This is a genomic window from Streptomyces sp. NPDC031418, from assembly GCF_055581605.1.
The window spans coordinates 161,588-175,140 of sequence record NZ_JBVIJC010000002.1; the positions used below are offsets into that span (position 1 = coordinate 161,588).

At 70.7% G+C, this 13,553-nt stretch carries 13 protein-coding genes; 12 read left to right on the forward strand and 1 reads right to left on the reverse strand.

From position 1 onward, the window contains the following. Positions 1-20: 20 nt before the first annotated feature. The gene (gene prcA / locus ACZ5CZ_RS02810; protein WP_385844537.1) at positions 21-767 is read left to right on the forward strand and encodes a proteasome subunit alpha; all 747 of its coding nucleotides are present in this window, start codon (positions 21-23) and stop codon (positions 765-767) included. A gap of 72 nt (positions 768-839) precedes the next feature. Here the strand turns inward: prcA and ACZ5CZ_RS02815 are convergent, their stop codons facing one another. Then, the gene (locus ACZ5CZ_RS02815) at positions 840-1,856 is read right to left on the reverse strand and encodes a LacI family DNA-binding transcriptional regulator (protein ID WP_468938596.1); all 1,017 of its coding nucleotides are present in this window, start codon (positions 1,854-1,856) and stop codon (positions 840-842) included. Positions 1,857-2,026: 170 nt separating this feature from the next. On the opposite strand from ACZ5CZ_RS02815, the gene ACZ5CZ_RS02820 reads away from it, so the two are divergent. The 11 genes from ACZ5CZ_RS02820 to ACZ5CZ_RS02870 all read left to right on the forward strand — a co-directional run bounded on the left by ACZ5CZ_RS02820 (position 2,027) and on the right by ACZ5CZ_RS02870 (position 13,485). Further along, positions 2,027-3,286 (forward strand): MFS transporter, encoded by a 1,260-nt coding sequence (locus ACZ5CZ_RS02820; RefSeq protein WP_385844535.1) that lies wholly within the window; start codon positions 2,027-2,029, stop codon positions 3,284-3,286. 9 nt (positions 3,287-3,295) lie between these two features. Next, complete coding sequence (gene pafA / locus ACZ5CZ_RS02825; RefSeq protein ID WP_361250545.1) at positions 3,296-4,657, forward strand: Pup--protein ligase; 1,362 nt, start codon at positions 3,296-3,298, stop codon at positions 4,655-4,657. Positions 4,658-4,766: 109 nt separating this feature from the next. After that, entirely contained in the window at positions 4,767-5,768 is a 1,002-nt protein-coding gene (locus ACZ5CZ_RS02830) for an FKBP-type peptidyl-prolyl cis-trans isomerase (protein ID WP_385844534.1), read from the forward strand. 86 nt (positions 5,769-5,854) lie between these two features. Beyond that, positions 5,855-6,226, forward strand: coding sequence for an FKBP-type peptidyl-prolyl cis-trans isomerase (locus ACZ5CZ_RS02835; RefSeq protein ID WP_385844533.1), 372 nt, complete (start codon positions 5,855-5,857; stop codon positions 6,224-6,226). A 179-nt stretch (positions 6,227-6,405) separates the two neighbouring features. Continuing rightward, the gene (locus ACZ5CZ_RS02840) at positions 6,406-7,359 is read left to right on the forward strand and encodes a helix-turn-helix transcriptional regulator (RefSeq protein WP_385844532.1); all 954 of its coding nucleotides are present in this window, start codon (positions 6,406-6,408) and stop codon (positions 7,357-7,359) included. A 16-nt stretch (positions 7,360-7,375) separates the two neighbouring features. Then, a complete protein-coding gene (locus tag ACZ5CZ_RS02845; protein ID WP_385844531.1) occupies positions 7,376-8,368 on the forward strand; it encodes a helix-turn-helix transcriptional regulator in 993 nt (330 codons plus the stop codon). A gap of 106 nt (positions 8,369-8,474) precedes the next feature. Next, positions 8,475-8,768, forward strand: coding sequence for a hypothetical protein (locus ACZ5CZ_RS02850; protein WP_385844530.1), 294 nt, complete (start codon positions 8,475-8,477; stop codon positions 8,766-8,768). Between the two features lie 42 nt (positions 8,769-8,810). Further along, positions 8,811-9,005, forward strand: coding sequence for a hypothetical protein (locus ACZ5CZ_RS02855; protein WP_385844529.1), 195 nt, complete (start codon positions 8,811-8,813; stop codon positions 9,003-9,005). A 234-nt stretch (positions 9,006-9,239) separates the two neighbouring features. Beyond that, positions 9,240-9,524, forward strand: a complete 285-nt coding sequence (tatA, locus tag ACZ5CZ_RS02860) for a Sec-independent protein translocase subunit TatA (protein WP_385844528.1) — start codon at positions 9,240-9,242, stop codon at positions 9,522-9,524. Between the two features lie 47 nt (positions 9,525-9,571). Further along, positions 9,572-10,513: a twin-arginine translocase subunit TatC gene (tatC, locus tag ACZ5CZ_RS02865; RefSeq protein ID WP_385844527.1), complete on the forward strand. Its 942-nt coding sequence runs from the start codon at positions 9,572-9,574 to the stop codon at positions 10,511-10,513. Positions 10,514-10,632: 119 nt separating this feature from the next. After that, the gene (locus ACZ5CZ_RS02870; RefSeq protein ID WP_468938602.1) at positions 10,633-13,485 is read left to right on the forward strand and encodes a DEAD/DEAH box helicase; all 2,853 of its coding nucleotides are present in this window, start codon (positions 10,633-10,635) and stop codon (positions 13,483-13,485) included. Positions 13,486-13,553: the final 68 nt, after the last annotated feature.

Consider the following 13,553-nt stretch of genomic DNA (forward strand, 5'->3'; position numbering starts at 1 on the left):
CAGAAAGGGACGGATAACCGGTGTCGACGCCGTTCTATGTCTCACCCCAGCAGGCCATGGCGGACCGTGCGGAGTACGCCCGGAAGGGCATCGCCCGGGGTCGCAGCCTGGTGGTCATGCAGTATGCCGACGGCATTGTGTTCGTCGGTGAGAACCCGTCCCGTGCGCTGCACAAGTTCAGCGAGATCTACGACCGGATCGGTTTCGCGGCCGCCGGTAAGTACAACGAGTACGAGAACCTGCGTATCGGTGGTGTCCGCTACGCGGATCTGCGCGGTTACACCTATGACCGTGATGACGTGACCGCGCGTGGTCTGGCGAATGTGTACGCGCAGACGCTGGGCACGATCTTCTCTTCGGCGGCGGAGAAGCCGTACGAGGTGGAGCTGGTCGTGGCGGAGGTGGGGGAGACCCCGGAGGGGGATCAGATCTACCGGCTGCCGCATGACGGGTCGATCGTGGACGAGCACGGTTCGGTCGCGGTGGGTGGCAATGCCGAGCAGATCAGCGGTTTCCTGGACCAGCGCCATCAGGACGGGATGAGCCTGGCGGAGGCGTTGAAGCTGGCCGTGCAGGCGCTGTCGCGGGACACCAACGGCACCGAGCGGGAGATTCCGGCGGAGCGTCTGGAGGTCGCGGTGCTGGATCGTACGCGGCCGCAGAAGCGCAAGTTCAAGCGGATCGTGGGGCGTCAGCTGTCGCGTCTGCTGGCGGCGGACGGCGCCGCCACGGAGGCGGAGAGCGCGGAGGAGCCGGAGGGCGAGTAGTCCTTCGTCGCTGTGTGTGTCGGGGTGCCCCGGTCGGTTGTCCGGCCGGGGCTTCCTGCTGCCCGGGGGTGGTCAGGGGGTCGGTGGGGGCGCTGTGGAGCCGCGGACGACGAGTTCGACGGGGATGTCGCCGCTGTGGGGTTCGCGGCCGTCCAGGACGGCCAGGAGGGCGTGCATGCCGCGTTCGCCGAAGAGCTCGGCGTCGAGGCGGACGGTGGTGAGTTCGGGGTCCATGGCGGTGGCGAGGGCGAGGTCGTCGAGGCCGGTGACGGAGATGTCGTCGGGGATGCGCAGGCCGAGGCGGCGCAGGGCCTTGTAGGCGCCGGCGGCGAGTTTGTCGTCGTCGCAGACGACGGCGGTGGGGCGGGGGCCGGGGGTGCGCAGGGCCGTCTCGGTGGCGGCGCGGGCGTCTTCGATGGAGATGGGGGCGCGGGCGGTGCTGAGGTGGGTGCCGGGTACGGCGGCCAGCTGGGCGGCGAGTTCCCTGGCGCGCATCTCGAAGGTCCAGGAGGGGACGTCGGCGGCGAGGTGGAGGACGCGGCGGTGGCCGAGGCCGAGGAGGTGGGCGGCGACCAGGCGGATGCCGTCGGCGATGTCGAGGTTGACGGTGGCGGCGCCGAGGCTGCCGTGGGGGTCGCTGTCGAGCATGACGAGGGGGAGCTGGTCGCCGCGGATGGCGGTGAGGGCGTCGGCGGCCATGGAGGAGGCGATGACGCCGTCGAGGGCGGCCTGTGCGGAGGCGAAGGGGTCGCGGGCGGGGCCGATGCCTTCGGGCGAGGGGTAGAGGACGACGCCGAAGCCGTTCTCGGCCGCGACGCGTGCGGCTCCGGTGTAGACGCCGCCGTAGAACTCGGTGGTGAGGGCGGGGACGACGAGGAGCACGGTGCGGGTGTGGCCGAGGCGGAGGTTGCGGGCGGCGAGGTTGGGGCGGTAGCCGAGGTCGTGGGCGGCTTCGCGGACGCGCTGGGCGGTGGTCTCGGAGACGCGGCCGCGCCATTTGTCGCCGAGGACGAGCGAGACGGCCGCCTGGGAGACGCCGGCGGCCTGGGCGACGTCCCGGCTGGTCGGGCGCGTGCTGCTGCGTGCCACCGTGGGCCTGCTCCTCTGTGTGGGCGGGGTCGTGTGCGGTGCGGGTCGGGTTCCGCCGTGTGGACGGGTGAACTGCGCACATGGTACGTATGAGAGGGGACGTTATACGTAACACTTCGGTGTGCTCCGGGTCGACGCGGTGCACCGGGCGGGCCGGCGGAGGGCAGGACATGGCCACGGGATATCTGGAGATACTCCGGGCGCGGCACGCGCTCCGGCTGCTGACCGGCACCCTGGTGGGCCGGCTGCCGAACGCGACCGCGGCGATCGCCCTGGTGCTGTTCGTCCGCGCGGAGGGCGGTACCTACAGCCTGGCGGGTGCTCTGGCGGCCGTGTACGGGGTCGCCAACGCGGTCGGTCAGCCGGTGCTGGGGCGGCTGGTGGACGTGTACGGGCAGCCGCGGGTGCAGTTGCCGGCGGCGGTGCTGTCGGCGCTGGCGATGGCGGTGTTCGCCTTCAGCGGCACCGGTCCGCTGCCGCTCGCGTATGCGGCGGTCGCCCTGTCGGGGCTGTTCGCCCCGCCGCTGGAGGGTGGTCTGCGGGCGCTGTGGCCGTCCGTGGTGCGCGGTGAGGAGCAGGTGCACGCGGCGTACGCGATGGACGCGGTCGCGCAGGAGATCATGTACACGGTGGGGCCGCTGCTGGTGACGGTGTGCGTGTCGCTGTGGGACGAGCGGGTGGCGCTGCTGGTGCTGAACCTGCTGGGTGTGCTGGGCGCGCTGTCGGTGGTGGTGTCGCGGCCTTCGCGCGCGTGGCGGTCGGCGCCGCGGGAGGCGCACTGGCTGGGTGCGCTGCGTTCGCCGGGTCTGCTGGTGCTGCTCGCGGCGTTCCTGTTCGTGGGCATCGCGCTGGGCTCGATCACGGTCGCCTCGGTGTCGTACGCGGACGGGCACGGTGGTGACGCGGTGTACGGCTGGCTGATGGCGGGACTGGGGCTCGGCGCGCTGGCCGGGGGGACGGTCTACGGTGCCCGGCGGTGGGCGGGGGCGCCGGAGCGGCGACTGCGGGTGCTGGTGGCGCTTCTGGCGGTGTGTTACCTGCCGTTGATGCTGCGGCCGCAGGCGCCGGCCATGGTGGTGCTGAGTGTGGTGTCGGGGGTGTTCCTGGCGCCGTGCATCGCGTGCGCGTTCATCATCGTGGACCGGCATGCGCCGCGGGGTACGGTCACCGAGGCGTTCTCGTGGCTCGTGACGACGTTCACGGTGGGTGCGTCGGTGGGAACGGGCCTGGCCGGGCCGGTGGTCCAGGCCGGTGGCACGCTGTGGGGTTTCGCGCTGCCGGGGGCCTCGGGGGCGGTGTCGTTGCTGGTGCTGCTCACCACCGGAGGGGTCCTCGCAGCTCCCGCGCGGGGCGGGGTCGTTGCGGCTTCATCGGAAAATGATCCAAATCGTGCTGTCGAACCCCGTTTCAGCTCGGGGGATCGGGCGTAATGTTCCCTCATGGACCGCCGCATTTTCGGGCTGGAGAACGAGTACGGCGTCACGTGCACGTTCAGGGGACAGCGCCGCCTGTCTCCTGACGAGGTGGCGCGGTACCTCTTCCGCCGTGTCGTGTCATGGGGCCGCAGCAGTAATGTCTTTCTGCGAAACGGCGCCCGGCTCTATCTCGACGTGGGCTCACATCCGGAATACGCGACACCCGAATGTGACAACGTGATCGAACTGGTCACCCACGACAAGGCCGGCGAGCGCATTCTCGAAGGACTCCTGGTGGACGCGGAACGACGCCTGCACGAGGAGGGAATCGCGGGCGACGTCTACCTCTTCAAGAACAACACCGACTCGGCGGGCAACTCGTACGGCTGCCATGAGAACTACCTGGTGGCGCGGCACGGGGAGTTCTCGAGGCTCGCGGACATCCTCATCCCGTTCCTGGTCACGCGGCAGCTGCTGTGCGGGGCGGGGAAGGTGTTGCAGACCCCGCGCGGGGCGGTGTACTGCGTGAGTCAGCGCGCGGAGCACATCTGGGAGGGTGTCTCGTCGGCCACGACGCGTTCGCGGCCGATCATCAACACGCGCGACGAACCGCACGCGGACGCCGAGCGGTACCGGCGGCTGCACGTCATCGTCGGTGACTCGAACATGTCCGAGACGACGATGCTGCTGAAGGTCGGTGCGACCGATCTGGTGCTGCGCATGATCGAGGCGGGCACGGTGATGCGCGATCTCACCCTGGAGAACCCGATCCGGGCGATCCGCGAGGTGAGTCACGACATCACGGGCCGCCGCAAGGTGCGGCTGGCCAGCGGGCGGGAGGCGTCGGCGCTGGAGGTGCAGCGCGAGTACTTCGACAAGGCCGTGGACTTCTGCGACCGGCGCGGTATCCGCACGGGTACGGTCGCCCAGGTGCTGGAGCTGTGGGGCCGTACGCTCGACGCGATCGAGACCGAGGAACTGGACCGGATCGCCACCGAGATCGACTGGGTCATGAAGTACAAGCTCATCGAGCGGTACCGGGCGAAGCACAACATGACCATGTCGCATCCGCGGGTGGCGCAGATAGACCTCGCCTACCACGACATCCACCGCCGTCGTGGTCTGTACTACCTGCTGGAGAAGAAGGGCCAAGCGGCCCGGGTCTGCAACGACTTGAAGATCTTCGAGGGCAAGTCGGTTCCGCCGCAGACCACTCGGGCCCGGCTGCGGGGCGACTTCATCCGCCGGGCGCAGGAGCAGCGCCGGGACTTCACGGTCGACTGGGTGCACCTGAAGCTGAATGACCAGGCGCAGCGCACGGTGTTGTGCAAGGACCCGTTCCGTTCGGTGGACGACCGGGTGGAGAAGCTGATCGCCGGAATGTAGTGCGCGGGAACGCCACACGGGCGCCGTACGTTTCCCGTACGGCGCCCTTCTCACGCCGTAGAGTTGCGCGCACGCCATCCGCAAGATCGACCGATTACGAGGCTGTTCCGTGCGCCGACGTTCACTTCTTCTCGCCGCCGTACCCGCAGGACTGGTGACGCTCGCCGGTTGTGGTGACGGCAAGTCCGGCTCCGGCAAGACCGGTGCCTCGCCGGCGGCCTCGGTGTCCGCCGCGCCGCCGCCCAAGATCGTGGAGGGGCCGCTGCCGGCCGTCACCGCGGGGACGAAGTTCGGGGAGAAGCCGACGGTCGCCAAGGGGCCGGGGGAGCCGTCGAAGAACCTGGCGGTGAAGACGCTCATCGCGGGCAATGGCCGTCCGGCCGTGGAGAACGACTTCATCAAGGCCCACTATCTCGGTCAGATCTGGGACACCGGCAAGGTCTTCGACAACTCCTACGACCGCAAGCGCCCGCTGGTCATGCAGCTCGCGCAGGGCAGCATCATCGACGGCTGGCGGTATGCGCTCACCGGCAAGAAGGTGGGCAGCCGGGTCGAGATCGCCGTCCCGCCGGCCTTGGGGTACGGCTCGGCCGGGCAGCCGCAGGCCGGTATCAAGGGCACCGACACGCTGGTCTTCGTCATCGATCTGATGGAGGTCTACGACTCCAAGAGCTCCGCGCACGGCGACCCGGTCCCGCAGACCGACGCGTCGCTGCCGAAGGTGGCGACCAACACCGACGGCACCGTGCCGAAGGTGACCATCCCGAAGACCGACCCGCCGAAGAAGCTGGTCTCGGAGTATGTGCTGGAGGGCGACGGCGAGGAGCTGAAGGCCGACCAGACCATCCTGTGCCAGTTCCAGGGCCTGGTGTGGGAGTCCGGCAAGACGTTCCAGCGGACGTACGGTTCCGGGCGGCTCAGCCAGTTCTCGCTGGAGCAGATCGGGCAGGTGATCAAGGGGCTGTCGCAGGGCCTGACCGGCAAGAAGGTGGGCAGCCGGGTGCTGATCGTGGTGCCGCCGGAGCTGGGTTACAGCACGCTTCCGCAGGGCGGTGTCATCAAGAAGGACTCCACGCTCGTGTACACGGTGGACATCCTGGCGGCGATGTAGCCGGCCCGGGCCGGTGGCCGACGAAAGAGGCGCGGGGATGAAAGACTGTCCGTGTTTGATGTCGTACACACGCAGGAGCTTTTGACGTGAACATCGAGAAGCCCGAGGTCGACTTCCCCGAGGGTGCGCCTCCGGCGGATCTTGAGATCAAGGACATCTGGGAGGGCGACGGCGAGGTGGCCCAGGCGGGTCAGACCGTCACCGTCCACTACGTGGGTGTGGCCTTCAGCACGGGCGAGGAGTTCGACGCCAGCTGGAACCGTGAGACGCCGTTCCGCTTCCCGCTGGGTGCGGGCCGTGTCATCCAGGGCTGGGACCTGGGTGTGCAGGGCATGAAGGTCGGTGGCCGGCGCCGGCTGACCATCCCCGCCCACCTCGCCTACGGCGACCAGAGCCCGACCCCGGCGATCAAGCCGGGCGAGACCCTGATCTTCGTGGTGGACCTCCTCGCGGTCTGATCCACCGGTGATCCGCGTCTGATCCGGTGCGGTCCGTGCCTGCTGTGCCGGCCGGTCCGACCGGATCCGATCACCTGGGGCCCATGCCTGTCCGGGCATGGGCCCTCGGCTTTTGTGACCGCGCCACGGAGCGGTACGGTCATCGTTCGTAAGCACCATAGGGAAGGCGAAGGGCGTCGATGGCCATTGCCAAGGCCGAGCGGCTGATGAACCTCGCGCTGTGCCTGCTCGGAACACGGCGGCCGCTCAGCAAGCGTGAGCTGCGCGAGTCGGTCGAGGCCTACATCGAGGCGGGCTCGGACGACTCCTTCAACCGGATGTTCGAGCGGGACAAGGACGACCTGCGCGAGCTGGGCCTGGTCATCGCGACCGTGGAGAACATCGAGGGCGAGGTCGGCTATCTCGCCCGCCGCGACAGCAACCGGCTGCCCCCGATCACCCTGGACGCCGAGGAGGCCGCCGCGCTCGGCCTGGCCGCGAAGGTCTGGCAGCAGGCCCGGCTGGCCGGCGCGGCCAGCGGTGCCCTGCAGAAGCTGCGGGCCGCGGGCCTGCCCGAGGACGTCGACCCGTACGAGGCCCATGGCGCGCTGGAGCCGCGCATCCCGGTGCACGAGGCCGCCTTCGAACCGCTGATGCTGGCCTGCCGGGACCGCCGTCCGGTCGTCTTCGACTACCGCAAGGCGTCCGCCGCGCACCCCGAGACCCGGACCGTGGAGCCCTGGGCGCTGGAGTGCTGGCGCGGCCACTGGTACCTGGCCGGCTTCGACCGGGACCGGGGCGCCGAGCGGGTGTTCCGGCTGTCCCGGATCACCGGCCGGGTCCGCTCCCGCGGTACGCCGTTCACCGCGCCCGTGCCGGACGTGGTCACCGTGCGGGAGACGGTGGCGAGCTGGGCGGGCGAGATCGCCGACCGCTCCGCGCTGATCCGGCTGCGCTCGGGCGCCGGTTACCCCCTTCGGGCGAAGGCCACCAAGGTGCGGGAACTCGGCGACGGCTGGGACGAGTTGGAGATTCCGTACGGGCACGGCCTGGACGCCTGGCTGGTCGAGTTCGGGCCGGACGTGGTGGTCCTGGAGCCGGCCGAGCTGCGTGCGGACGTGGTGGACCGGCTGCGCGCCGTGGCCAAGGACTGAGTGGGGGAGCGGCACAGTGGCAGGCAAACCGGTCAGGCCCGTGAACGCCATCGACCAGACCCGGCGGATGCTCTCCCTGGTGACCTATCTGCGCGAGCGCCCCGGCGCCCGGATCGCGGACGTCGCCCGGGCCTTCGGCATCACCGAGGACGAGCTGGTCGCCGACCTGGATCTGCTGCCCATGTGCGGCACCAGCTTCCGCGGCGGCGATCTGCTGGACATCGACACCGACGGCGAGCGCATCTGGTGGCACAATCCGGCCGCGCTCGGCGAGGAGGCCGCCGAGCCGCTGCGGCTCGCCGCGGACGAGGCGACCGCGCTGCTGGTGGCCGCCCGCGCGGTGGCCACCCTGCCGGGCCTGCGGGAGAGCGACCGGCAGGCGCTGCTGCGCGCGACCGCCAAGGTGGAGACCGCGGCCGGGGAGGCCGCGGGCGCCAGCTCCCGGCTGTCGGTCACCTTCGAGTCCGAGGGCGGGGTCTTCGCCGACGTGGACCGCGCGATCTCCGAGCGGCGCCGGCTGTGGATCCGCTACTACTCGCCCGCGCGGGACGAGGTCAGCGAGCGGGAGATCGACCCCATCCGCCTGGTCAGCGTCGGCCACACCTATGTGGAGGCCTGGTGCCGCCGCTCGGAGGCCCGGCGCACCTTCCGGCTCGACCGGGTCGCCGAGATCAGAATCCTGGACGAGCCGTCCGCGCCGCCCGAGATAGAGCTGCGCGACCTGTCCGAGGGGCTGGTGCAGCCGGCCGCCGAGGATCCCGAGGTGGTGATCGAGGTGGGGCCGGGCGGCCGCTGGGTCGCCGAGTACTACCCGCACGACAGCGCGGACGAACTGCCCGACGGCGGGCTGCGGATCACTCTGCGCACCCCCGATCCGGCCTCGCTGCGCCGGCTGGCGCTGCGGCTCGGCCGGGACGGCCGGATCGTCTCCCCGCCGGAGCTGGCCGAGAGCGCCCGGACGGCGGCCGCGCAGGCGCTGGCGGCGTACGACACGGCGCCGGCGGAGTGAGCGGCCGGCACCCGGAAGGCGGCCGGCCCCGGCGGCCGGGTGGCGGCGCGCCGCGGCGTCTTCCAGCGGTGTGCCGGGCGAACGACCAGGAGAAGGAGCGAGTGCGGTGAGCGAGTCTCCGGTGACCGGTGCGAGCGAGATGACGGTGGCGGCGGCCTTCGCCGGGATGCGGCGGGTGGCGCCCGTGGTGTTCCGGGCCGGCTGCCCGGACTGCCGCGGCCGCTTCGAGCTGTCCGCGAGCGCGCTGCGGCTCGCCATCGGCGCCAGCAGCCGGACCACGTTCTACTCCTTCACCTGCCCCGAGTGCGGTGCCGCCGTGCGCAAACCGGCCGGGGAGCGCATCGTCGAGCTGCTCACCGGCGGCGGGGTGCGGACCCTGCGGCTGCACTCCACGGTGTAGGCGGCTGCGGCTCCCGGGGCGGGACGGTCTAGTCTCGACGTCATGTTCTGGCCGATGTTCGCGGTAGCCATGGGTTTTCTGGGTCTGGCCGTGCTGGGGGTGCTCGCCGTCCGGGTCTTCCTGGAGGCGCGGCGCCTCGGGCAGCAGGTCGCCGACTCCGCGCGCCGTATCAACAGGGCGGCCGAGGAGCTGGAGCGGGCCACCGTGAGCGCGGCCCGGACCGTGGACGCGCTGTGAGCGTGATGTCATGCGTTTTGGGTCACTTCGCCCTGTCACCTTGACCGTCCGGCCAGGTACGCTGCTGGTCGCGGCCCGGAGTACGAGGCGCGGTCCGCGGAAGCGGGCGTACGCACAGGGATTGTCCACCGTTCATCCCTGCGCGTTACGATCGCTGCCAGCACGATGGTCAGACACTTGTCCGACCCGTCGGACATGCCCCGCCGCCCCGCCTCACTGAGAAGGTGAAGACTTATGTTTCGTGGCGCACTTGAGCCGTGGCACCTGGTGCTGCTGATTCTCGTGATCGTCCTCGTGTTCGGTTCCAAGAAGCTTCCGGACATGGCGCGCTCCCTCGGCAAGTCCGCGCGCATCCTCAAGAGCGAGGCGAAGGCCATGAAGGAGGAGGGCAAGCAGCCCACCACCTCTGCGCAGTCCACCGAGGAGCAGACCCCGGCTCAGCGCACGATCCAGGCGGCGCCCGGCGACGTGACCAGCTCCCGCCCGGTCAACGAGCCGACCGACACCACCCAGCGCTGACGCGAGGACCGGGGCGTCCGGTCCGCTGCACGAGATGAGGACGTGGGTTGCTCAAGCCTGCCCGCAAGAAGGAGAGGGACCCCGAGGGGCGGATGCCGCTCGCGGATCACTTGCGTGAGCTGCGCAACCGGCTCGCCAAGGGTGTCCTGGCGATCCTGGTCGTCACCGTGGTGGCGGCTTTCTTCTACAAGGACATCATCGACGTCATCACCAGGCCGGTGCTGGACTCGATCGGATGCTCGCAGACCTTCGGCGAGCTGGCCAAGTCCAAGGACGCCCACTGTGCGCACATCACGGTCAGCGGCCTGCTGGCGCCGTTCACCCTGGCCCTGAAGGTCGCGCTGACGGCCGGCATCGTGCTGGCGGCGCCGGTGTGGCTGTACCAGCTGTGGGCGTTCGTCGCGCCCGGTCTGCACCGGCACGAGAAGAAGTACGCCTACGCGTTCGTCGGGATGGGCTTCCCGCTCTTCCTCGGCGGCGGCTACCTCGCCTACCACGTGCTGCCCACCACGGCGAAGGTCATGATCGACCTGACGCCCAGTGGCGCGGAGAACCTGCTGCCGTTGGACGACCTGCTCGACCTGGTCACGCGCATGGTCGTCGTCTTCGGTCTCGCCTTCGAGATGCCGCTGCTCCTGGTCATGCTCAACCTCACCGGCGTGCTGTCCGGGCGGCGCATGCTCGGCTGGTGGCGCGGCATGGTCGTCGGCATCGCCGCCTTCGCGGCCGTGGCCACGCCCAGCCCCGACCCGGGCACGATGCTGGCGCTGGCGGCGCCGATCTGGGCGCTGTTCTTCATCGCCGCTTTCGTCTCGGTGCTCAACGACCGGCGCCGGGCGCGCCGCGAGGCCCAGGGACCCGCCGACGACGAGGCCTCCGAGCTGGACCTCACGCCCGAGGAGATCGGCGAGGTGGAGGCCGTGTCCGCGTCCGCCGCCCCCGAGCGCCCCGGCCTCGACCGGGTCAACGGCTACGACGACGTGACGTGATCTGACCGTCACCCGCAGCAGCTGCGACGCCCCCGCCCCGGTGACCACCGGGCCGGGGGCGTCCGCTCTTGTGCGCACCGCCTGCCGTCCCGAGGGCCGATGAGCGCACGTTCCGCATAATGATCGTCCTGTTGTCAGTGGGGCCCGGTACGCTCGAAAGCACGATGACAGAGGACCTCTCACCGGCCGAGCGGTACGCGGCGGCCCGCAAGCGGGCAGCCGAGCAGGCCACCGCGCTCGCACCCTTCCGCGAGATGTACGACTTCGGCCTCGACCCCTTCCAGATCGAGGCCTGCCAGGCACTCGAAGCGGGAAAGGGCGTGCTGGTGGCCGCCCCCACCGGCTCGGGCAAGACGATCGTGGGCGAGTTCGCCGTCCACCTCGCCCTGCGCCAGGGCAAGAAGTGCTTCTACACGACACCCATCAAGGCGCTGTCGAACCAGAAGTACGCCGACCTGTGCCGCCGCTACGGCGCCGACAAGGTCGGCCTGCTCACCGGCGACAACAGTGTCAACTCCGGCGCCCCGGTGGTCGTGATGACCACCGAGGTGCTGCGGAACATGCTCTATGCCGGCTCGCAGACCCTCCTCGGCCTCGGCTATGTGGTCATGGACGAGGTGCACTACCTCTCCGACCGCTTCCGTGGCGCCGTCTGGGAGGAAGTGATCATTCACCTGCCCGAGTCGGTCACCCTGGTCTCGCTCTCCGCGACCGTGTCCAACGCCGAGGAGTTCGGTGACTGGCTGGACACCGTCCGCGGCGACACCGAGGTGATCGTCTCCGAGCACCGGCCCGTGCCGCTGTTCCAGCACGTCCTCGCCGGACGCCGGATGTACGACCTGTTCGAGGAGGGCGAGGGCCACAAGAAGGCCGTCAACCCCGATCTGGCCCGGCTGGCCCGCATGGAGGCCACCAGACCGTCGTACCAGGACCGGCGGCGCGGCCGTGCGATGCGCGAGGCCGACCGGGAGCGGGAGCGCAGACAGCGCTCGCGGGTGTGGACGCCGGGCCGCCCGGAGGTCATCGAGCGCCTGGACGCCGAGGGCCTGCTCCCGGCGATCACCTTCATCTTCAGCCGTGCCGCCTGCGAGGCGGCCGTCCAGCAGTGCCTGTACGCGGGTCTCCGGCTCAACGACGAGGAGGCGCGGGAAATGGTGCGCGCCCTGGTCGAGGAGCGCACCGCCTCGATCCCGCCGGAGGACCTGCACGTCCTCGGCTACTACGAGTGGCTGGAGGGCCTGGAGCGGGGCATCGCCGCGCACCACGCGGGCATGCTGCCGACCTTCAAGGAAGTCGTGGAGGAGCTGTTCGTGCGCGGCCTGGTGAAGGCCGTGTTCGCGACCGAGACCCTCGCGCTCGGCATCAACATGCCCGCCCGCTCGGTGGTGCTGGAGAAGCTCGTCAAGTGGAACGGCGAGCAGCACGCCGACATCACCCCCGGCGAGTACACCCAGCTGACCGGCCGGGCCGGCCGCCGCGGCATCGACGTCGAGGGCCATGCGGTGGTGCTCTGGCAGCGGGGGATGAGCCCGGAGCACCTCGCCGGTCTCGCGGGCACCCGCACCTACCCGCTGCGCTCCAGCTTCAAGCCGTCGTACAACATGGCGGTCAACCTGGTCGAGCAGTTCGGCCGGCACCGCTCGCGCGAGCTGCTGGAGACCTCCTTCGCGCAGTTCCAGGCCGACAAGTCGGTGGTCGGGATCTCCCGGCAGGTGCAGCGCAACGAGGAGGGCCTGGCCGGCTACAAGGCCTCGATGACCTGCCACCTCGGCGACTTCGAGGAGTACGCGCGGCTGCGCCGCGAACTGAAGGACCGGGAGACCGAGCTGGCCCGGCAGGGCGCCGACCAGCGCCGCGCGGAGGCCGCGGTGGCGCTGGAGAAGCTCAAGCCGGGGGACGTCATCCACGTGCCCACCGGCAAGTACGCGGGGCTCGCCCTGGTGCTGGACCCCGGTCTGCCGGCCGGCCGCTCAAACGGCCACCGCGGCTTCGACCACCACGACGGGCCGCGCCCGCTGGTGCTGACGGCCGAGCGGCAGGTCAAGCGGCTGGCGTCGATGGACTTCCCGGTGCCGGTCGAGCCGCTGGACCGGATGCGGATCCCGAAGTCCTTCAACCCGCGCTCCCCGCAGTCCCGCCGGGACCTGGCCTCCGCGCTGCGCACCAAGGCCGGGCACATCCCGCCGGAGCGGGCCCGCAAGCGGCGCTCGCAGGCGGCCGACGACCGGGAGATCGCACGGCTGCGCACGGCGATCCGGGCCCACCCCTGCCACGGCTGCAACGACCGCGAGGACCACGCCCGTTGGGCCGAGCGCTACCACCGGCTGCTGCGCGACACCTCGCAGCTGGAGCGCCGTATCGAGGGCCGCACGAACACCATCGCCCGGACCTTCGACCGGATCGTGGCCCTGCTGACCGAGCTGGACTATCTGCGCGGTGACGAGGTCACCGAGCACGGCAAGCGGCTCGCCCGGCTCTACGGCGAACTCGACCTGCTGGCCAGCGAATGCCTGCGCGAGCGGGTCTGGGAGGGCCTCGGCCCCGCCGAACTCGCCGCCTGCGTCTCGGCGCTGGTGTACGAGGCCCGGGTCGGCGACGACGCGATGGCGCCCAAGCTGCCCTCCGGCAACGCGAAGGCCGCGCTCGGCGAGATGGTCCGCATCTGGGGCCGGCTGGACGCGCTGGAGGAGGAGTTCCGGATCAACCAGACGGAAGGGGTCGGCCAGCGCGAGCCCGATCTCGGCTTCGCCTGGGCCGCCTATATGTGGGCGTCCGGCAAGGGCCTCGACGAGGTGCTGCGCGAGGCCGAGATGCCCGCGGGCGACTTCGTGCGCTGGTGCAAGCAGGTGATCGACATCCTCGGGCAGATCTCCGCCGCGGCGCCGGTCGAGGGGGCGACCGTGGCCAAGGCCGCGCGCAAGGCCGTCGACCAGTTGCTGCGGGGTGTGGTCGCCTACTCGTCCGTGGGGTAGCCACCGGCTGCCGTGCCCGGCGATTCATGCGATCGGGTTGTTTGTCCAGGGCGCTGAACTGCTCGTCT

What these genes read in the sequence shown, in the direction of transcription:
- ACZ5CZ_RS02870 (WP_468938602.1), top strand. Translation starts at nt 10,633, where the DNA reads ATGATCGTCCTGTTGTCAGTGGGGCCCGGTACGCTCGAAAGCACGATG.
- ACZ5CZ_RS02855 (WP_385844529.1), top strand. Translation starts at nt 8,811, where the DNA reads ATGTTCTGGCCGATGTTCGCGGTAGCCATGGGTTTTCTGGGTCTGGCC.
- tatA (WP_385844528.1), top strand. Translation starts at nt 9,240, where the DNA reads ATGTTTCGTGGCGCACTTGAGCCGTGGCACCTGGTGCTGCTGATTCTC.
- ACZ5CZ_RS02820 (WP_385844535.1), top strand. Translation starts at nt 2,027, where the DNA reads ATGGCCACGGGATATCTGGAGATACTCCGGGCGCGGCACGCGCTCCGG.
- pafA (WP_361250545.1), top strand. Translation starts at nt 3,296, where the DNA reads ATGGACCGCCGCATTTTCGGGCTGGAGAACGAGTACGGCGTCACGTGC.
- ACZ5CZ_RS02840 (WP_385844532.1), top strand. Translation starts at nt 6,406, where the DNA reads ATGGCCATTGCCAAGGCCGAGCGGCTGATGAACCTCGCGCTGTGCCTG.